The organism is Thalassoglobus neptunius (assembly GCF_007859735.1).
Taxonomy (GTDB): Bacteria; Planctomycetota; Planctomycetia; order Planctomycetales; family Planctomycetaceae; genus Thalassoglobus; species Thalassoglobus neptunius.
Genome location: NZ_SIHI01000032.1, coordinates 1 through 20,688, shown reverse-complemented (window position 1 = coordinate 20,688; position 20,688 = coordinate 1). Strand labels below are relative to the sequence as shown.

General features: G+C 52.6%; 15 protein-coding genes. 11 read left to right on the top strand and 4 right to left on the bottom strand.

Features of this window, described 5'->3' with window-relative positions:
- The 8 genes from KOR42_RS21135 to KOR42_RS21100 all read left to right on the top strand — a co-directional run bounded on the left by KOR42_RS21135 (position 1) and on the right by KOR42_RS21100 (position 9,561).
- Positions 1–3,075: a hypothetical protein gene (locus KOR42_RS21135; RefSeq protein WP_146511825.1), complete on the top strand. Its 3,075-nt coding sequence runs from the start codon at positions 1–3 to the stop codon at positions 3,073–3,075.
- Between the two features lie 303 nt (positions 3,076–3,378).
- Positions 3,379–4,341, top strand: coding sequence for an AAA family ATPase (locus tag KOR42_RS21130; RefSeq protein ID WP_146511824.1), 963 nt, complete (start codon positions 3,379–3,381; stop codon positions 4,339–4,341).
- A gap of 8 nt (positions 4,342–4,349) precedes the next feature.
- Positions 4,350–5,273: a DUF58 domain-containing protein gene (locus KOR42_RS21125; protein ID WP_146511823.1), complete on the top strand. Its 924-nt coding sequence runs from the start codon at positions 4,350–4,352 to the stop codon at positions 5,271–5,273.
- Positions 5,270–5,731 (top strand): DUF4381 domain-containing protein, encoded by a 462-nt coding sequence (locus KOR42_RS21120; protein ID WP_146511822.1) that lies wholly within the window; start codon positions 5,270–5,272, stop codon positions 5,729–5,731. The genes KOR42_RS21125 and KOR42_RS21120 overlap by 4 nt, the downstream gene beginning before the upstream one ends.
- Entirely contained in the window at positions 5,731–6,768 is a 1,038-nt protein-coding gene (locus KOR42_RS21115; RefSeq protein ID WP_146511821.1) for a vWA domain-containing protein, read from the top strand. The genes KOR42_RS21120 and KOR42_RS21115 overlap by 1 nt, the downstream gene beginning before the upstream one ends.
- On the top strand, positions 6,765–7,688 hold the full coding sequence (locus tag KOR42_RS21110; RefSeq protein ID WP_146511820.1) for a VWA domain-containing protein: 924 nt from the start codon (positions 6,765–6,767) through the stop codon (positions 7,686–7,688). Before KOR42_RS21115 ends, KOR42_RS21110 begins: the two co-directional genes overlap by 4 nt.
- A complete protein-coding gene (locus KOR42_RS21105) occupies positions 7,685–8,278 on the top strand; it encodes a tetratricopeptide repeat protein (protein WP_146511819.1) in 594 nt (197 codons plus the stop codon). The genes KOR42_RS21110 and KOR42_RS21105 overlap by 4 nt, the downstream gene beginning before the upstream one ends.
- Positions 8,275–9,561 carry a BatD family protein gene (locus KOR42_RS21100; protein WP_146511818.1) on the top strand — a complete coding sequence of 429 codons (1,287 nt, stop codon included), beginning with the start codon at positions 8,275–8,277 and terminating at the stop codon, positions 9,559–9,561. Before KOR42_RS21105 ends, KOR42_RS21100 begins: the two co-directional genes overlap by 4 nt.
- Before the next feature lie 95 nt (positions 9,562–9,656).
- On the opposite strand, the gene KOR42_RS21095 is transcribed toward KOR42_RS21100, so the two are convergent.
- Together KOR42_RS21095 and KOR42_RS21090 are read right to left on the bottom strand one after the other, a co-directional pair.
- On the bottom strand, positions 9,657–10,409 hold the full coding sequence (locus KOR42_RS21095) for a 2-phosphosulfolactate phosphatase (RefSeq protein WP_146511817.1): 753 nt from the start codon (positions 10,407–10,409) through the stop codon (positions 9,657–9,659).
- 325 nt (positions 10,410–10,734) lie between these two features.
- Positions 10,735–10,977: a hypothetical protein gene (locus KOR42_RS21090; protein WP_146511816.1), complete on the bottom strand. Its 243-nt coding sequence runs from the start codon at positions 10,975–10,977 to the stop codon at positions 10,735–10,737.
- Between the two features lie 471 nt (positions 10,978–11,448).
- Between KOR42_RS21090 and KOR42_RS21085 the strand changes: the two genes are divergently transcribed.
- From KOR42_RS21085 to KOR42_RS21075, 3 genes are all read left to right on the top strand, one after another.
- On the top strand, positions 11,449–16,530 hold the full coding sequence (locus KOR42_RS21085) for a DUF1549 domain-containing protein (protein WP_146511815.1): 5,082 nt from the start codon (positions 11,449–11,451) through the stop codon (positions 16,528–16,530).
- Between the two features lie 133 nt (positions 16,531–16,663).
- Positions 16,664–18,133: a DUF1501 domain-containing protein gene (locus KOR42_RS21080; protein ID WP_146511837.1), complete on the top strand. Its 1,470-nt coding sequence runs from the start codon at positions 16,664–16,666 to the stop codon at positions 18,131–18,133.
- 123 nt (positions 18,134–18,256) lie between these two features.
- Complete coding sequence (locus tag KOR42_RS21075; protein ID WP_146511814.1) at positions 18,257–19,720, top strand: DUF1501 domain-containing protein; 1,464 nt, start codon at positions 18,257–18,259, stop codon at positions 19,718–19,720.
- Between the two features lie 60 nt (positions 19,721–19,780).
- Here the strand turns inward: KOR42_RS21075 and KOR42_RS21070 are convergent, their stop codons facing one another.
- Together KOR42_RS21070 and KOR42_RS27920 are read right to left on the bottom strand one after the other, a co-directional pair.
- Positions 19,781–20,182 carry a zinc ribbon domain-containing protein gene (locus KOR42_RS21070; RefSeq protein ID WP_146511813.1) on the bottom strand — a complete coding sequence of 134 codons (402 nt, stop codon included), beginning with the start codon at positions 20,180–20,182 and terminating at the stop codon, positions 19,781–19,783.
- Positions 20,183–20,526: 344 nt separating this feature from the next.
- A complete protein-coding gene (locus tag KOR42_RS27920; RefSeq protein WP_390620856.1) occupies positions 20,527–20,688 on the bottom strand; it encodes an integrase core domain-containing protein in 162 nt (53 codons plus the stop codon).

Here is a 20,688-nt window from a genome sequence, read left to right as displayed (position 1 = left end):
ATGAGTGGAAGCTCGATCAAGTGTCCCCGCTGTCTGGCGGTTTTAAAGCTGAAAGCAGAGGTCTCCCCAGACCGTGAAGTTACCTGTCCGAAGTGTCGGCAAAAGTTTCGGATGGGAGCGGTCGCCGGGGCCGATTTAACGACGAGGAACGAACCGGAAGAGAAAGCTACGGCAGCTCCAGCAGCTACGGCAGATTCGAATTCTGAGAATGAGAGTCAAACAGCAGATGCGGGCACCAGTGCCGGAACAGAAGACGCATCCGCACCAGCCGCAGGGGCAAGTTCGCTCAAAATGGTCGGTGCTGTTGTCGTGGCGGCAATTCTCGTCCTGGGGGCTGGATTTTTCTTGTTTGGCCCGAAATCGGACGTTGTCAATAACAATAAAGTATCGCGACAAATCCCGGGAAAAGATGACACTCCAGGCGGCGGTGACGACGGTGGAGGCGGTAGCGGCAATGGTTCCGGCAGCGGCGGAGGCACGACTGATCCGGCGGAGCAACCTGGCTCAGGTTCTGGAGACTCCAGTGCAACCGTGAATCGACTCGTTGAGGTCGATCAGAAATCAATTCCGGCTCCTGCATCGAGAAATCACTTCGTTGGGCACACTGAAGATGTCTGGGCTATTGCCATCTCTCCCAACGAAACACGTCTGGCGACTGCGAGTCCTAACGAACTCATCGTCTGGAATGTGAATTCGCGGAAACCATTGATGAAGTGGGAAGCCCCTGAAAAATCTGAAAACGATCTCAGGTGGATCTCGTTGCTTTTCTCTCCTGATGAAAAAGTTCTGGCTGAACTCATCAAGGATGAATATCAGACGGGGTGGTCGTATCCCGCGCAGCTGCGTCTGTGGAATCTCCACACAGGGGAACAACTCGCCACCTTTCCTGTGCAATCGTTTGAAAGCACTAATATCACTTCATCGAGACCACAAGGGCTCGAAGCTCCACTTCCTGTTGTTTTCGATTCTTCGTCTAAGAGAATCTTTGCTGTTTCGAGTGATCGAAAGATTCTGCTGATTGACTGTCAGACCGGCAAAGTGACCCGCACGATTGATGCCGCCTCACAGTTTTCGAACGTCGAGGAAGACTCCCGGCTGCAAATTGGAGTCTCTCCAGATGGATCAAAGATTGCCGCGGTGCATGGAACTGATCAAGTAGCGGTCTGGAATCTGCGAGATGCGACGGACCGTCCCGTCACGGCGACCGGTTCGGCACGCGAGTTGGCAAATGTGATCTTCTCCCCTGATGGGTCAAAATTGATGGTCGGAGGAGACCGGCTTGAATTCTGGAACATCCTGCCAAGTGGAGATCTCTCTCGAGGGGCGACTCAACCTCACACAGTGGAGGGCAAAATCTGTAATCATCCGAAACGCAATTCCATTGTCGGACACTTCAAACTGAATTCCAGGGAGCAGGTCAACGAGTTGTCCTGGGATAGTCAGAACCCGGCGTTCTCTCCGTCGGGACCGGAAGGAGATGGTTACCACTTTGAGTCACTTGAGAAAGGTCACTTCACTCAGTTGACCGAGACAGCTATTGGGTTGATTGATGATCAGCACCTGAACGTTGTCGACTGGCGACCAGTTTCTGGGCTTCGATTTTCTGCGGTCGCTCCGTCCGGACGTTTTGTAGTGTATTCCAAGAACAATTCTGGGGAATCATCGCCACCGCAACCCATTGAAATCATTGAGTGGCAGGAAGAAGCCGAGTTGGTCACAAATCCAATTCGCACGGTTCCGGCTTGGCCGGGAGAGGAAGATAGCAGTGACGGTGATGACAAGAAATTGCTCGGATTCCCTCACTCGAAGCTTTGGAGCGTTTTCGAAGAAGAAGCCCCTACTAAGAATGGCAAGATAAATCGCGTTGTGGTTTGGCATCCATCTTTACCGACACCGTTCGTCCGTCTCTCACCAGGCTTGCCACCTGAAAGTGTTTGCGGATCAGCCGACGGAACACGACTTCTCGCCGTCGTAACTGCCGGTTCGTCTTCAATGCAAAACTTCCTCATAAAATGGTTTGATGTTAAAGATCCAACCGGTTCAGATAAACAAATTGCGATGTTCAAATTTACATACCAAAATCCGCGGGGATGGAGTGAACTCAGATGCCTCGACATTTCAGACGATGGAAAACTTGCAGCAATCTATCGCCATAGGGATCAGGCACTCGCAGCTGGTCAGAAGCAATCCAATCAAATCCTTGAACAACAAATTGTTGTCATTAATCTCGATGATCCGAGTTCTCAGAAAACTGTCTGGGAAGACAGCCTCGATCGTGTGTCTTTCGGAAAACGATTTGCGCGCTTTTCTCCAGACGGGAGTCAGATTGCACTTTTGATCGAAGGAGTCCTCCACACAGACGCTGGTTATGAAAACCGGGATGAGTATCGACTCGAGATTGTGCGTCTCGCCGATGAACAAAGACAGGTGACCAACCTGTTTCCTTTCCCCCAGAGGAATTCACTGAGCTGGTCGTCTGATAGTCGATTTCTGTTGGCGAAAGAAATTGGGCGACCAACTGTGGATCTCGCGGCGCGGCTCTGGGAAGTCAGTTCCATCGGAGAACCCAATGTCAGTGGTCGTTCGTATCCGCATGTTGTGAACGCGATCATTCATTCCGACAATCAACATCTGCTGACGATTGATCAAGGCACGAATGATGATGGTCGAGCGGGAGATGTGGTGGCCTGGGACCTTTCCTCCGGGCAGAAGAGTTGGAGCTATTCGTTGAACGAAGTCGGAGTTGTTCCCATTCCTGCATTCAATGGCCGACACAATTGGGAGGTTTCACAAATGGAGCTGTCTCCTGATGGAACTTCGCTGGCATTGGCGATCGGAGAACACCTGGTGTTGATCGACCCGAAGACGGGCGATCGTCAACGCATGATCGAGGTCCATTCTCGTCGGCCGGGAGGCTATGACGAAGATGTACGAAGCGAGATCGTCGATTTCATGTTCTCCGCAGGAGGAGATCAGATTGTCTCGATCGCTGAGAATGGAGCGATGTTCGTCAGCGCGACCGGAATCGAGCCGATCGAAGCTCCAGCGGCCTCAGTCGAAGAAGCTGTCGAATAGTGGCCGTTCACTCATTCGAGGAACTGAACCTATGTGAATAGGTCGTGTGTTCGAAATGCGCGGAAGTCGGTTGACCAGCCAATTGCCCGGTCCTAGCCAGTCCCAGTTTGATTGGTTAGGATCAGGCCGTTTGGCTGGTCTCCTCTTCTGTAGCAGCGCGAACCGCTGTTGCAGTATCGAATTCATAGAAAACCTATCGAGAGCAAGTTGCTCTTTCCTGTGCACTCGCTTGAACTTTTTCATCAGGTCAAAGGCTGAGTTTGCTCGTGCGAGTGAGTGAACACCAAATCAGAAAATGCTCTAATGCCGACTCCTCGCGAATCTTTTCAGCAACTCTCCAAAGCGATGAACGAAGCGGTGATCGGTCAGGAAGCAGTCGTCGAGCGGCTGTTGATCGCTCTTCTGGCGAATGGAAATGTCCTCATGGAAGGACTTCCAGGAACGGCGAAAACGCGATCCATCAAGACGCTGGCAACATTGATCAACGGCCAGTTCCAACGCGTTCAATTCACTCCCGATCTGTTGCCCTCAGACGTGACCGGATCGGAGATTTACATTGAACAGACGGGTGAGTTTGAGTTCCAGGAAGGACCGATTTTCGGAAACCTGATTCTGACAGACGAGATCAATCGCGCCCCCGCGAAAGTTCAGGCAGCCCTGTTGGAAGCAATGGAGGAACGGCAAGTTACCGTCGCGGGGAAGACTCATAAGCTGCCGGATCTCTTTCTTGTGCTGGCAACGCAGAATCCAATCGAACAGGAAGGGACCTATCCGCTTCCCGAAGCCCAAATGGACCGCTTTCTACTCTTTGTTCAAGTTCCATATCCGGCGGGAGAGAATGAACTTTCGATCCTGCGACTTGTTCGCAAGGAGAATGCCGGAAAAGCAGCCAGTCCTCCCGATCCGATTTCCGAAGACGTGATCTTTCAGGCCCGAAAGGAAGTTCACGATGTGCGGGTGGCGGAGTCGGTCGAGGAATACATCGTCAATCTGATCATCGCGACACGGAAGCCGGAACTCTACGGCGATGAACTGAAGACATGGATTGAAATCGGGGCCAGTCCACGAGGAACCATCGCACTCGATGCTGCTTCGCGTGCCCGGGCTTGGCTTCAAGGGAAGGACTTTGTCACTCCGGAAGATGTTCAAGCCGTTGCACCAGCTTGTCTGGCCCATCGCGTTCATTTGTCTTACGAGGCGGAGGCACTCGGGAAATCGCGAGAGGATGTGATTCAGGCGATTCTTGATCGAGTTGCTGTCAGCTAGAGATTGTGATGTCTGAAGCCAAGCGAACATCATCTGTTCACGTGACTCTGGAGCAACTCGTGCGTTTACAGCACGAAGCGAAAGGATTCTCATTGCTGCCACGGCAGCCGGTGAAAAGTCTCTTGAACGGGCGACACGGCTCGCGGCTTCGAGGTCGCGGGCTTTCTTTCGAAGAACTTCGAGAATACCGCCCGGGTGATGACATCCGGTCGATGGACTGGAAAGCGACCGCGAGGCTTCGAAAACCTCACGTGCGCGTGTTCACCGAAGATCGCGAACGTCCGGTCTTGATGCTTGTCGACCAGCGTTCGAACATGTTTTTCGGAAGTGCTCGCGCCACAAAGGCAACAACTGCAGCAGAGCTCGCGGCATTGTGCGCGTGGCGAACGCTCGATGTGGGCGATCGCGTGGGAGCTATCCTCTTCAACGATCATGACTTTGTCGAAATTCCTCCCCGTCGAAGCCGGAAGAGTGTGTTGCGAATCTGTCACGAGATGGTTTCCATGAACCAGCAACTCGATGCGTCGCAACAAAGCTCGCATGCCAACGGGCTGAATCTTGCTTTGCGGCGAGCAGTCAATGTTGCGACTCACGACTTTCTGATCGTGATCATGACGGACTATGACGGCGATGATGACACAACCCGACAACTGGTGATGAAACTCGCTCGACACAATGATGTGCTGGCCGCTTTAATTTACGATCCACTGGGAATTCGTCTCCCGGTCAGCGGGCTCATGGACGCAACAGACGGAGAAACCTGGCTGAACGTTCCGACCGGTGCAAAATTTCAGGAACGATACCAGCAGTTGTTTCAGGAGCGATGTGATCAATTGCGACAACGGCTGGGCGCACTTCGAATCCCGATCCTGCCGATCTGCACTCATGACCCGGTTTCGAAACAAGTTCTCAGTGCTTTGGGTCAACGATGATGAAAACTGATCCAGCCAGCCTTTCCAACCTCCAAGATATCGTTCTTCAGGAACCCGTCTCGTGGTGGCCACTCGCTCCCGGATGGTGGGTTGTGCTGGGAATTTGTGCGATCGGACTGGCTGTCTGGACTTTTCGAATTGTTAGACGCTGGAAAGCGAACGCCTATCGGAGAGAGGCCATTGCGCTCATTGAGGATGCCCGCACTGTTGCGGATGTGGCCAATGTCATGAAACGGACCTCGCTGAGTGCTTACCCTCGGCAGGACGTCGCCAAACTCTCCGGAACCAAATGGTGCGACTGGTTGAATCAAACCGGTCAACTTGAAATGAAATCAGCAGTCAGAAGAACGCTTACCGAAGCATTGTATTCAGGCGACGCAACTGATGGATTAGCGGAACTGAAAAGCTTTGCCACCGATTGGACCAAACGTCACACTTCCAACGAAGAGGACGTGTGATGTTGGCATTCGATTTTCCCTGGATGTTTGCTGCGTTGGTTCTGCCAATTCTGGTCCATTACCTTCTTCCCGGAAGGGTGGAAGTTCGACCGGCGGTGCGTATTCCGTTTCTGTCTCGAATTCAGGGAGCAGGCGGAAGCGGCGAAATCGTTCGCACTTCCGGAAAAGGAATTTCGCTGGTCGTGCAATGCCTGATCTGGTTCTTCGTCGTCGTCGCGCTGGCTCGCCCGCAGTGGTACGAAAAGCCGATCGAGCGCACGCTGCCGACTCGCGATTTACTGCTGCTCATCGATCTCTCCGGGTCGATGGATCAGAAAGACTTTACGAACGAATCCGGGCAAAAAGTCGATCGATTGACGGCAGTGAAAGGAGTTCTGGACGAGTTCCTGAAAGACCGCCAGGGAGATCGTGTCGGGTTGGTCGTCTTCGGAGACGCTCCGTTTCTGCAAGTCCCGTTTACAACGGATTTGGAGTTGTGTCGACAATTGATGGAAGAAACTGCCGTCGGAATGGCGGGGCCGAAAACCGCATTCGGAGATGCGATCGGGTTGGGAATTCAACTCTTTTCGGAAAGCGATGCTCCAGCCAAAACCATCATCGCTCTGACCGACGGCAATGATACCGGCAGTCAGGTTCCTCCTCCGGAAGCAGCGAGAGTGGCCCGTGATCGCGGCATCACCATCTACACCGTCGCAATGGGAAACCCCGAGACCGTCGGCGAAGAACGTCTCGATCAGGAAACGCTGCGTGAAGTCTCGAAGGTTGCGGGGGGCGAATACTTTCTGGCATTGAACCGCGATGAACTCTCAAAGATTTATCAACGACTCGATGAAATCGAAACAACGGAAGTGAAAACCGTCAGCTATCGCCCGAGAGATGATTTGTATTACGTTCCCTTGTCCGTCGCAGTATTGCTCGGACTTGCTTCGGTTCTCTGGTCCTTCCGATCTCGCCGTGATTCGGTGGACGCATCCAACGTCAGACAGCGACTCCGTGTGAATGCGCGGACCTTCGAACTGGAGGCCGTCGACCCATGAGTTTCCATTTCTTAAGGCCGTGGTGGCTGTTGTTGCTTCCGATTGTTGTTGCCCTCTGGTGGCGACGACAGCATTGGCTGAATCCCACAAGTGGCTGGAAAGCGTTGATGGAGCCGCAGTTTGTTGAGGCGCTGACGATTGGTCATCAACAGCGACGCAACTGGTCGCACCTTGCGCTTTTACTATGTGGAGTGCTGGCTGTGATTTCCGTTGCGGGGCCGACATGGCGGCTGGAACCGAGTCCGTTTTCCGACGATGTCGTTCCGGTGATGTTGGTCCTCAAGGCGAGTGAATCGATGTCGCTGACCGATTTGATGCCGAGTCGAATGGAGCGGGCGCACCTTAAGATCGTGGACTTCGCAAAGCAGCGAAGCGGGCAACCGCTCGGGCTCATCGCCTATGCTGGTTCGGCACATCTGGTCTTGCCGCCGACAAAAGACACAAGCGTTGTGTCCACCATGGCCTCGGAGATCTCGTCCGAGATCCTTCCGAAGCCGGGAGAAGATGTGATGCTAGCGATCAAGCTGGCCGATCGGACGCTGGAAGACGTCGGCGGAACGATTCTGGTCGTCGCCGATGCGATTTCGAAATACGATCCGGAAGACGTTTCCGAGTTCCGAAAAACATCAGCGAATTGCGTCATCGTGTGGGCGATCGCCAGAGAGCAAACTCCGGAACTCGATTCGATACGAACGTTCGCTCGAGAGATTGACGGCAGCGTTGTGGTCATCTCGTCAGATCAGACAGACGCGGAATCTCTTGTTCGTATGACGGCCAGAAAACCGGTGACGATCGCCGAAAAACAAGATGGAGCAAGGTGGCAGGAAGCGGGTTGGTGGCTCGTTCCGTTTGTCGCTTTGCTGCTGCTCACAACCTTCCGACGTGAAGAATTTGTTCATCCGAAAGGAGAGTCGTTGTGAAAACGCTGGCAGTTACTCTCTTCGTCGTTGCCTTTTCGTGGCTGGGACTCTGGTTGACTCCCGATCAGCAGGGACAACGTCTCTTCAATCGCGAAGATTTTGCGGAAGCAGCCGTGACGTTTCGAGATCCGATGCGGCGAGGCGAGGCATGGTTTCGAGCGGGAGAGTTCGAGAAAGCCGAACAGGAATTTGCTCGCGTGGCGACATCCGACGCGGAGTACAATCGGGGAAACTGTCTCGTCATGAGAGGCAAGTACGAAGCGGCGATCAAGCAATATGATCGTGCCCTGCAATTGAATCCCGACCGTGAAGATGCCAAGACAAATCGAGCGATCGCAGTTGCCCGGGCGAAACGTGTCGAGCAGGAGGGAGGAGATTTAGGAGATCAACAGGTCGGAGCTGACAAGATCGTTTTTGATAAAACCAAACCGGGCGGACAAGAGACGACCGTGGACGATCAGAAGCCGATTTCCAATTCAGAGATGCAAGCCCTCTGGCTTCGAAGAGTTCAGACGCAACCTTCCCAGTTCCTTCAAGCGAAGTTTTCCTATCAATTGGCTCGTGAAACAGCCGCGGAGGCTGCCGAGTGACTCGCATCGCTGTGTTTGTTCTTTCAGTATTGCTGTGTCCTTCCTTGGGGTGGAGTGCAGAAACAATTCAGGCTGAGTTGGGGAAAGAGTCCGTCTGGATAGGCCAGGGAATTCCTCTCATTGTCACTCTGTGCTCGCCGGGACCTTTCAGCTCCGCCGCAGCTTTCGATCTCCCGGAACTGCCCTCAACGGTCATTCTGAAAATGGGGAACCCCGTTGTGGGAAGCGAAAATGTCGATGGTGAATCGCTTTTGACTCAACGACATGAATTCGCGATCTTCACCCAACAGGCGGGGACAATCACCGTTCCGTCGTTTCGGGTCCGCTATTCGAGCAAACCGTCTTTCACAGGGAAGTCAGAAGATCACTCTGTGCAGACTTCGCCAGTCACTTTCGAATCGAAACGTCCACCGAATACCGAACCGGGAGAAATCGTGATCTCGGTTCCGAAGCTGGAATTCACGCAGTCTTGGACACCGGACGATCAGGATGAGTTGGCTCCCGGAGATGTGATTCAGCGGACGATGATTCGCCGTGCAGAGGGAGTCACAGCCATGCTGATGCCGCCCATTTCGATGAACCTGCCCGATGGTGTGAGGTCGTATCCGAGTTCACCAAAAGTTGTCGATACGGTTCAGCGGGGAGTCGCGAAGGCGGAGCGGACGGACAGTGTGAAGATTCAATTCGAGCGGCCTGGAACCTACACGATTCCCGACGTCGACGTTCGGTGGTGGAATCCGGACGATGAAGCCTTCGAAAGCAAATCGCTCCCCGGACGAACAATTTCGGTGAGTGGAGCAATCGCAACTGCGGAAACGACTTCCGCTTTTCCATCGACAAGGACAGCGAATTATTACATCGCGGCAGTTGTACTCGTCTTGATTGTGTTGAGTTTTCTGTTTGGGAAAAGAGCTTGGCACGCGCTCAGTGCGTACTTCAATCAACCTGAAACGCAACTGTTGCGACGGCTGAAAGATGCCTGTCAGAAAAACGATGCGAGCGCAGCTTATCAGGCGTGGATGAACTGGACGCGTTTGAATCAGCACATCGTAGGAGACGGATCGGCAGATGAGATTCGCCGAGTTGATGAAGCTTCACGAGTCGTCAATGACCTCGAATTCCGATTATTCGGAGGAGGAAATCCCGAAGAATGGACGGGGCAACCGCTGTGGGAGATCGTGTCACAACTGTCGCGAGTTGATCATCATCGAAAGAAAAACGCCATGCGATTTGCGAGTCACGACCTGCCTGAGTTGAACCCGGTATCAACCGTTGAATCGTAGTCGGAATCTTCAACGCGGAATTGACTCGGCAATACGGAGGCAATGCCTTCGCTCGATAAGAGCGGTCTTTTGGGGTAACGCTCTCTGAGCAGGCTTTACTCGTCGCTTGAAATGGTGATTCGATTGAGAGTGGGGTTCCACTCGGGGACGATCGAAAATCGGTCAACTTCCATGGCACGCTTGATGTCTGCGTCGAGCCCAAGTTTCCGAAGATTGGTTCCGCCGAGACTCTCGAACATCGCAGCATGGAATGCTTCGGTTCCAATGCGGTGAGACCGATAGAAGTCGACCGCCATCTGTGATTCAACGGAATGCAGCTCAAACTGACCGTCACCTTCGGTCAAGAGTCGATCTGTGACTGCTCCCGCGAAGAGAATGTCTTCAGCTGTCAATTGTCGATTTGTTCCCGCGCAAACAAGGTGAACGGGATGCCGAAAGTTGATAAGCGTTTCGACAATGGAGGACAGATTCGTGAATGAGCCGATCAAAATCCGCTGAGCATGAGAGCACTTCTGGAGCGCGTAAGTCCCGTTGGTCGTCGTGAAGATGACCGTCTTGCCTGTCACACGTACAGGTGTGTAGGAAAAAGGGGAGTTGTCCAGATCGAAGCCTTCAATCGTCAGGCTTTCGCGTTCGCCGCCCAAGAGTCGATCTTCCGCAGGCAGTTCTTTGGCGACGGCCCATGCTTGTTCGACTTGCTCAGTGGGAATGACGGCGCTGGCTCCATGAGCGAGGGCATGCGTAATCGTCGTTGATGCGCGAAGCACATCAATGACAACAGCACTGCGCCCGCGCAGGGATTGCGGGGCAAACAACATTGGCAACATCGAAACGGAAACGGGGATCATTTCCTAAGTTTAACAGGCAAGCAAAAGAAACGAAGCGAGTCGTGACGTTTTGGTTGGGGGAAACGCAGGAGTGAGTCAAGGGGGCGTTTGCGGGAACGCGTTTCGTCCCGACGATTGCCGGCAGGAACTCCGTGCTTTGGGACACATCGCTCCCATGTGGTTGAAGCAGTCTTACGGAGTGTTTGCGTAATTGCCGTACATCGAGGCCGCTGAAGTCATCGCGAGCATGTTCTTGAACTTGTTCTCAGTCAACTTTTCAGTCAACGGGTGCTTCGAGAACACTTTCGCATCGACCGCTGCGGTTTCGCTGTTCGCGGGATGACCTTTAAATGACTTCGATGTTGTTGAGCAAAGGAACATCGCGGAACTCTTCTCGACAGACTTGTGTGGCGAGTTGTTTGGCGAAGTACGTGTTCGTTTCGCCGAGGAGCACAATCGAGTCTCCGAGAGACTCAATGGTCAGGTTCCGGATGCGGCCAGCAGCTCGCGAGCTGACCTGTCTCTCCAGATCGAAGAGTCTTCCGACAGCGATCATGATCGCTGTGTCTTTTTGAGCTGATGGGTTCATGACCGAATCCTCCATGTGGTGTCCTCTTACTCCCCCTCGGGAGAATGAGAACTGGTTCAACAAACCAGGAACGTGATTTTTATTGATAGAGCCCGTATTGCTTTCGCAAACCATTCATTGGGCGGACTCGTAAAATTCAAATTCCTCAGTGAACTCAAGTTATCAAAGTTGACTGATGAATGCGATGGGTTTTCAGGGAATCCGGTTTTTGAGATCCGATTCCCGGTTTCAATTTTCAATTTCGATTGGACCACTTTCAAATTACTTGCAATTGGCTGAGGATGATGTAAGATGAAGCACAATATCAGCGAATTCTGATAAGCGGATCGACCTTCCGCTGCCACGGAGCTCAGGGTAAGCAACACTCAACCTATTTCGGTTGCCCACCTCTTTCGTTGTCATCGTCTGACACCTGAGTTTTCTTACCTGGCAGCACGAACGAACTAGGTTCCCTCCAGAGTGTTAGACGCCATGCTCCAACGAACCCTTTTCTCCGTTGCGTTCAGTCTCTTCTTCGCAACCTCTCTTTCTTCCCTCAATGCGGAACAGGTGAGCTTTCACAAGCAGATCCGTCCGATCTTTCAATTGCATTGTCAGGGGTGCCACCAGCCTGCCAAACGAGGCGGAGACTTCGTCATGACGTCCGTCTCCGAACTGCTTGAAGCAGGGGAGAGTGGAGAAGATGCGATTATTCCGGGGAATCCCGAGTCGAGTTATCTCCTCGAGCAAATCACTCCTGAGAACGGGGAAGCTCAAATGCCGAAGGGGAAGCCTCCTCTTTCGGATGAGGAGATTGAACTTGTTCGTTTATGGATCGAGCAAGGAGCGAAAGACGATTCCCCCGTTCAGCAGAGTCGACTGTACGATGCCGAACATCCGCCCGTTTATCACAGTGCTCCAGTCGTGACGTCGATCGACTTCTCTCCCGACGGAGAGTTGCTCGCAGTTGCTGGTTTTCATGAAGTTTTGCTTCGATCCGGTGATGGGAGTCAGCTGGTTGGTCGCCTCGTCGGCATGGCAGAACGCATCGAGTCCATTGCGTTTTCCCCAGACGGAAGTCAGTTGGCAGTCGCTGGAGGTCAACCCGGCCGATCGGGAGAAGTTCAGGTTTGGAATATCGAGGATCAAAGCCTCGCGTTGTCGATTCCGATCACTTCAGACACGCTTTACGGCGTGAGTTGGTCTCCTCAAGGAGACATCGTGATTGTTGGCTGTCACGACAATATTGTTCGAGGATTCGATTCCGTCACCGGGAAGCAGGTTTTCTTTAATGGAGCTCACGATGATTGGCCGTTAGAGACAGTCTTCTCTGTTAACGGAAAATATATCGTTTCAGTCGGACGGGATATGTCGACCAAGCTCTACGAGTTTGAGACAGAACGATTTGTGGACAATGTGACGTCAATTACTCCCGGTGCTCTGAAGGGAGGACTGGCGTCAATTGCCCGACGTTCGGACCGTGACGAAATCGCCGTCGCAGGGGCGGACGGGATTCCCCGTGTTTATCGTATGCATCGCGTGACAAAACGTGTGATTGGGGATGATGCGAATCTGTTAAGACGGTTTACTCCGATGGAGGGGCGTCTGTATGCAATCGAATATTCTCCGGATGGAAAACAAATCGCTTGCGGCTCGAGTTTTAATGGCATCGGTCAGGTTTATACGTTCTCGACGGACTTCGACTTTGAGATGCCCGAAGAAATTAAGCCGATCGTCGAAACGGTTGTGACAAGCCAAAACGCTGAGCAAAAGAAAACCCTGGAAGACTACGTGACTAAGGGAACGGCTCCGCTCACCGAAACTGACCTGCCGACGGGCATTTATGCTTTGGACTATCATCCCGACGGGTCCGTCATCGTCGCAGCTGGAGGAGATGGAGTTCTCTGGTTCATCGACCCGCAGTCGGGGGATGTTATCCGGGAAATTTTGCCTGTTGAAATTGCGAGTGATGAGAATGTTGCCTCTAGGGAAGTTGAAGCTCAACGTTCCGTCGACGACTCCCTTGTCGGGGAAGAATCGCTGCCTGAAGGTGAGTCGATTGTTGAATTGGATATCAGCCCGGACGTCGTCTCTCTCGTCGAAGGAGAAGGTTATGTCCAGTTGCTGGTGACCGGACGTTTAAAATCCGGAGGAGCGATTGATCTCACTCGAATGGCGAATGTTAGTTCCACCTCGGATAACATTCTCATCTCGCCACTTAAGCGAGTGAAAAGCCTCACAGCAGAATCCGGAGAGTTACAAGTTTCATTCGGAGACTTACAGGCAACTGTTCCTGTGAGCGTGACTCCGTATGATCCGGCACAGCAGGTAAGCTTTATTAAAGATGTCAATCCTGTGCTGTCTCGGCTCGGATGTAACCAGGGAACTTGCCATGGAGCCAAAGATGGCAAGAACGGTTTTAAGCTCTCTCTCCGCGGTTACGATCCAATTTTCGATGTTCGATCTTTCGCCGATGACATTAAATCGAGGCGGACAAATGTTGCGTCTCCCGACGACAGCCTCATGCTGCTCAAAGCGTCCGGTGCTGTTCCTCATGTGGGAGGTCGCTTAACCGTTCCTGGAGAACCATATTACGAAGTCATCCGAAAATGGATTGCGGAAGGGTGCCAGCTCGATCTGGATGTCCCTCGCGTTACCGGAATCGAACTCATTCCCGAACAGCCCGTCATTCCACAAATCGGAGGGCGGCAACAAATTCGAGTTGTTGCCACCTATTCCAACGGTGAAGTGCGGGACGTCACTGGAGAAGCTTTCCTCGAGAGCGGAAATACAGAAGTTGCTGCAGTCAATCGAGCAGCAATTGTCACCGCGGTTCGACGCGGCGAAGCTCCCGTGCTGGCACGATTTGAAGGAAGTTATGCTGCAGCGACAGTGACTGTGATGGGGGATCGAAGCGAGTTTGAATGGAGCGAGCCAGAGAGTTGGTCGCCGATCGACGACCTCGTTGCAGAAAAGTGGCAGCGGATGAAGATTCTTCCGTCAGGGTTGTGTACCGACGAAGAGTTCATTCGTCGGGTTTACCTTGATCTGACGGGGCTGCCTCCGACATCAGATGACGTTGTGAAATTCGTCAACGACTCGCGAGACCTCCGTGAGAAACGAAACGAATTGGTCGAGCAACTGGTCGGTTCAGAAGCTTATGTCGAACATTGGTCCAACAAGTGGGCTGACATGCTTCAAGTCAACGGAAAGTTCATCGGCGGAGAAGGGGCGAAGCTCTTCCGGAACTGGATTCGAAAGCATGTTCAGGAGAATACACCCTACGACGAATTCGCACGTCTTGTTCTGACTGCTTCCGGATCCAACAAGTCGAACCCGGCAGCTTCCTACTACAAAATTCTTCGCGAACCTGACGCGATGATGGAAAACACGACGCACCTGTTCCTCGGCGTGCGATTCAATTGCAACAAGTGTCACGATCACCCGTTCGAACGATGGACGCAGGATCAGTATTACGAAACTGCGGCATTCTTCGCTCAGGTTGGATTGAAACGCGATCCAGAAAACAAGGACGGCAATCTCGGCGGCACAGCTGTCGAAGGAGCTAAACCACTCTGGGAAGTTGTTTTTGATCAGGAAGAGGGCGAAGTTGTTCACGACCGAACCGGCGATGTTGTGGCACCATTGGTTCCATTTGACCGCGACCTTCAAAACGCCGAAGAGACTACCCGCCGCGAAGCTCTCGCGAGTTGGATTACCTCTGCTGAAAACGATTACTTTGCGTCAAGCTATGTGAACCGCGTGTGGGGCTATCTCATGGGAGTCGGTTTGATTGAGCCTCTTGACGATATTCGGGCTGGCAATCCTCCTTCGAATCCGCAGCTGATGGCATACCTCACTGACCGATTCGTCGAGTCGGGTTTCGATGTCCAGAAGTTGATGGTCGACATTTGTCAGTCGCGAACTTATCAGCTCAGCATTGCGACCAACGAATGGAATGCAGACGACCAACTGAATTATTCTCACGCTTATCCAAAGCGACTGCCCGCAGAAGTGCTCTACGATTCCGTTTACGCGGTGACTGGTTCGAAAATGGAAATCCCCGGAGTTCCTGAAGGGACCCGCGCAGCTGCCATTCCCGATTCCGGAATCGAACTCACTGACGGATTTCTTGCCAATCTCGGACGTCCAGTCCGTGAATCATCCTGTGAGTGTGAACGGTCGTCCGAGCTTCAACTCGGACCTGTGATGGCACTCATGAACGGACAGACGGTCAGTACAGCAATTTCTCAACCCGGCAATGCAATCGAAGAGTTGGTGTCATCAATTGAAGACGACCGGCAACTCGTCAATGAAGTCTTCTTGCGAGTGCTTAATCGCTCTGCCTCGGATCGAGAGATTGATGTCACGCTTGACATGATGAGCACATTGAACGCGGAACATGAGGAGTTGGTTCGAGAGCTCGAAGAGTACAAAGACAAAGTCGGTCCGATCATCGCTGAAAAGGAAAAAGAACGTCAGGAAAAGATTGATCGCGCTGAACAGGAACTGGCCGAGTATCTTGAGAAAATCAAGGACTACGAAGAGAAACAGGAACAGGAGCGGCTGCAGCGGGTCAAAGAAGCTCAGGAAAAACTTGATGCTCACGTTGCATCGGTTGATGAGCGACTCGCACTTTGGGAACAGTCGGTCTTTGCATCCGGAACTCCGTGGAGTCTTATCGAGTTCAAGGAACTCAAAACGACCAACGGGGCCAAGCTGAGCAGTGAAGACGACGGGGCGATCTTCGCATCCGGAAAGAACAACAAAGCCGGGGCGTACATTCTGAAATCAGACCCGATCAAAACAGAGATCAAAGCTTTCAAATTGGAAGCATTAACGGACGATCGGTTACCTACGCGAGGCCCTGGTCGGGCACCAAACGGCAATTTCGTCGTGTCTGAATTCACCGTCCATGCTTGGCCCGTTGGAAAACCGGAAGAGAAAGTTGCCGTCAAGTTGCAGAATGCAACGGCCGATTTTTCACAGGGTGGTTATTCCATCGAGACCGCAATTGATGGAAAGAAGCCAAATAACGGCAACGGTTGGGCAACCTCTCCCAAAACCGGAGAAGATCGATTTGCAACGTTCGAACTTGCAGAGCCACTAAATTTCGAAGAGGGAATCGTCCTCGAAGTGACCATCGATCAAAACTATCAGGACAAGAAGCACTCGCTTGGAAAGTTTCGATTGTCCACGACCAGTGATGATCCTCCATATACACCCGGTACTTCAAAAGCCATTACAGACATCCTTGCGAAGTCTATCGAAGATCGATCGGAGGAAGAGCAAAAGACTTTAGTGGAATTCTACAATCAACAGGATGACCAGCTGAGGTTGCTCAAGGAAAAACTCGAACGTGAACAGCAGCCACTCCCTGAGGATCCAAGAGTGACAATTTTGAAAATGTCAGTGGAGAAACAGAAAGAACCACTTGTTGAAGATCCGCAATTGGTTCGGTTAACCCGTGCTGTCAAGCTCAGCGAAGAACAACTTCAACAACAACGTCTCACAATTGTTCAGGACTTGACCTGGGCATTGATTAACAGCCCAGCGTTTTTGTTTAACCGTTAGAATAGATCCGCGCTTGTCACTGGTTTCATACGAATTTCGTCGTCCCCACATTTGAATTGACTGCCGAACTCTCAATCAGATACGTGAGTGCATTGGTTGTCGATCCTCCCTATTGAAGAGGTCTCTCATCATGATGATTCGAATTCCCGGTCAGCCTGGAAAAGATCTGTGTGACTCGCACCTGGGAGTCTCTCGAAGAGACATCTTAAAGGTTGGTGGAAGTAGCGTTTTGGGACTTTCACTGGGGTCGATGTTGCAGCTGCGCTCTGCACAGGCGAGCAACGATTCCGGCCTCTCTTCCGGCCACGGTCGCGCCAAGAGCATCATTCTTTGCTATCTCCAGGGCGGACCAAGTCACATCGATTTGTGGGATCCAAAAGAAAACGTTCCTGACAATGTGAAGTCTGCCTTTTCTAATATTTCGACAAAGATTCCTGGAGTTCATTTCACGGAAAATCTTCCTCAGCTCGCACAGGTGATCGACAAAACAACTTTAATTCGTTCGATGAGTTACACCCCGAACGGGTTATTTAATCACACCGCTGCGATTTATCAGATGATGACGGGATACACGACCGACAAGGTGAGTCCGTCGGGCCAACTTGAACCTCCCAGCCCAAAGGATTTTCCGAACTTCGGATCAAACCTGATTCGGCTCAAGCCAGTCAAAGAAGCAATGCTGCCGTTCGTCATGCTTCCAAGACCACTGCAGGAGAGCAACGTGGTCGGCAAGGGGGGCACCGCCGGGTTCCTCGGAAAAGCCTTCGATCCGTACACTCTCTACCCACCGGGAGATGATATGGACATGTCTAAAATGGACAAAATCAATGTCACCGATCTGGAAATGCGTGCCGATGTCTATGGGGGGCGCATGGAACGACGCGCACGCTTGTTGGATGTGATTAACGAAGGCATGCCGGAAATCGACCGTGCTGTCAAAGATTACAAACTCAACGAATACTACGATCAGGCGCTGTCACTCATTTCATCAGGCCGAGCGCGAGATGCCTTCGCCATCGAGCAGGAACTTCCGGAAACTCGAGACCGTTACGGTCGAAACACCTTCGGTCAAAGTTGCCTTCTCGCACGTCGACTCGTGGAAGCGGGCACGCGTGTTGTCGAAGTTGTCTGGCCGAAAGTTGCCAATAGCAACGAGCATTCCTGGGATGTGCATTCCGGTCTGACAAAACGGATGAAGGGACAATCGGCTCCAATGTTGGATTCGGGATTGTCAGCCCTGATCAACGATCTCGATGAACGTGGCATGCTGGACGAAACACTCGTTGTCGCTGTCGGAGAATTCGGTCGAAGTCCACAGCGTGGAGTGAGTACAAGCGGCAATGGAAACAGCGACGATGGGCGTGATCATTGGCCGTACTGCTACACAGCGGTCGTCGCCGGTGCTGGGATCAAGAGGGGCTATGTTCACGGAAAAAGCGATCAGACAGCCTCCGCGCCGCTCGAAGATCCGGTTCATCCCGGAGAATTGTTGGCAACAATTTACGAATCATTCGGCATCGCACCCGATACCATTGTGTACAATCATTTGAATCAACCGCGCGAACTCGTCAAAGCCGAAGCTGTCTCTGCGTTGTATGCGTGAGGTTCAATCTGGCGTTTCCATCAGCGCTCTGAGTGGAAGCCTTGCAACGTTTGATCACCGAGTTGAAATCATTCATGTGATGAACTGAATTCGACTCCCTGATGACAAAGTGAGTAGCATTTCATGCATCCTGCTGAACAGCATTTTCAGTATCTGACACGTCGTCATTTCTTTGGTCAGGCTGGCCTTGGACTCGGATCGGCTGCGCTCGCTACATTGATGGGAAACACCGCTGCGGTCGCCGCTCCAGCCGCAACAGCAAACCCCGGTCTCCCTGATCTGCCACACTTTGCTCCGAAAGCGAAGCGGGCGATTTATCTGTTCGCGGCAGGGGCACCGAGTCAACTGGATACGTTCGACTACAAGCCCAAACTCGATGACCTGTTCGACACCGATCTTCCGGAGTCGATCCGTAAAGGACAGCGACTCACGACGATGACGTCGGGCCAATCCCGGTTTCCAATTGCTCCGTCGAAGTTCAAGTTCGAGCAATATGGGCAAAGCGGAGCCTGGGTCAGTGAACTGCTCCCGCACACAGCAAAGATGGTCGATGATCTTGCGATCGTTCGCACCGTGCACACCGAGGCCATTAACCACGATCCAGCCATTACATACATCTGCACCGGGAACCAGCTTCCTGGTCGGGCGAGCCTTGGAGCTTGGCTAAGCTACGGACTCGGTTCAACGAATGCCGATTTGCCATCGTTTGTCGTGATGACTCCCTCCTGGACAGGGCGCCAGCAGGCACAGGCCCTCTACAACCGATTGTGGGGATCGGGCTTCCTTCCAACTCGATATCAGGGAGTCTCGCTTCGCTCGAGCGGAGATCCCGTTCTGTTTCTCTCAAACCCTCCGGGCGTCAGCACCGAACTCCGCAGACGCATGCTGGACCGCCTCGAAGCCTTCAATCAGAAAACGTTCGAAGAGATTGGCGATCCGGAAACACGAGCCCGCATCGAACAGGCAGAGATGGCATTCAGGATGCAGTCATCTGTCCCGGAACTGACCGATCTCTCCGGTGAATCCAAGTCGACCCTCGAGATGTACGGAGATGAAGTCACGAAGCCAGGCACATTCGCGGCCAGTTGTCTTCTCGCTCGACGCATGGCTGAGAGAGACGTCCGCTTTGTCCAAATCTTCCATCGAGGTTGGGATCAACACGGCAATCTCGCTGGCGATCTTCCGAAGCAGTGTCACGACATCGACCAGCCAGCGTGGGCGCTCGTTCAAGATCTCAAAGAGCGCGGGCTTCTCGATGATACGCTCGTTGTCTTCGGCGGAGAGTTTGGCCGGACTGTTTATTGTCAGGGGAAACTGACCAGAGAGAACTATGGTCGAGATCATCATCCCCGATGCTTCACAATCTGGATGACCGGTGGAGGAATCAAGCGAGGCGTCGTTCACGGCGAAACGGACGATTTCAGCTACAACATCGTCAAAGATCCAGTGCACATCCATGATCTCAATGCGACCATTCTGCACACCCTCGGCATCGACCACCGCCGACTGGTCTACAAACATCAGGGACTTGATGTCCGTTTGACCGGGGTTGAAGAACAGCATCCTGTCGAGGCGATTCTTGCCTGACCATTTTCGGAAGCTTCTTCTCGCGAGCAGTCGAGCAGACTTCGAACAAATCGCTCCAGCTTACGCTTGCCGGTTGTAGATGTTGAACCATTTTCCGCAGTGGTCACACTTCGTGTCGCCGTGCGGAGAAACTTCGGCTTTCGGAGACAGTGCCGCCCCGCAATTCGAGCAGCTGTAGCTGAGCTCCGTGTTGCTCTTCGGGGTTTCTTCGTCAGTAGTTGAGTTCTTCGGAACATCGGGACGCATTCGCTCAAGCATCGCTTTGAGTTTGTTAGGATCAGTAAATTGACCACTCAACAGGGCTGCTCCCTGAAGGATAAATCCGAGTGCAACAAAGCTGGCAAACAGACGGAAGAATACTGGAATGTCGCCAAATCCATTGAACGGTTGAGACCAAACGAACACCAGCACAGTGAACCCGATTCCGAGCGGAACGATTCCCATCAATTTGAAGAACTGCATTCCAGGCGTCCTTTCACTCTGGCTTAATTCGGCGAGCTGATGTCAGGCCGCAGGATTTCAATGTCGTCTCAGTTCCGGTGTTATCCGCCATTCCCAATGGGGCGCAGCGAAGTTGCACACTTGCGCAGGACGAATTCCCTTTGAATGAGACTCATCGAGGCACAGAGGGGCTAACACGCTCTCTTAACGTAGCAGAGTGCCAAGCGGATCACCAAACAACAGCAACTTTCCGATCGGTCTCAACGAAATGTCGGATCGAATTCAGGCTGCGTTGGCCGAAACAAGTTCAGGCGCGTGCCCCTGAAATGCCCCCGAAGTTTGAACCAGGCTTATGAGAGTTGGGGTTAGGTAAGTAAGTCAGTGTGCTGGAGTGGAGGAGAAGGTGGAGCCGTAGGCGGAACCTTCTCTGGAACGGAAGCACACTGAGTCGAAAATTCGGCAGGCGTCAACCCTCCAAGAGAGCTGTGCGGACGGCGGTGGTTGTAAGTCATCCGCCAGTCCTGAAT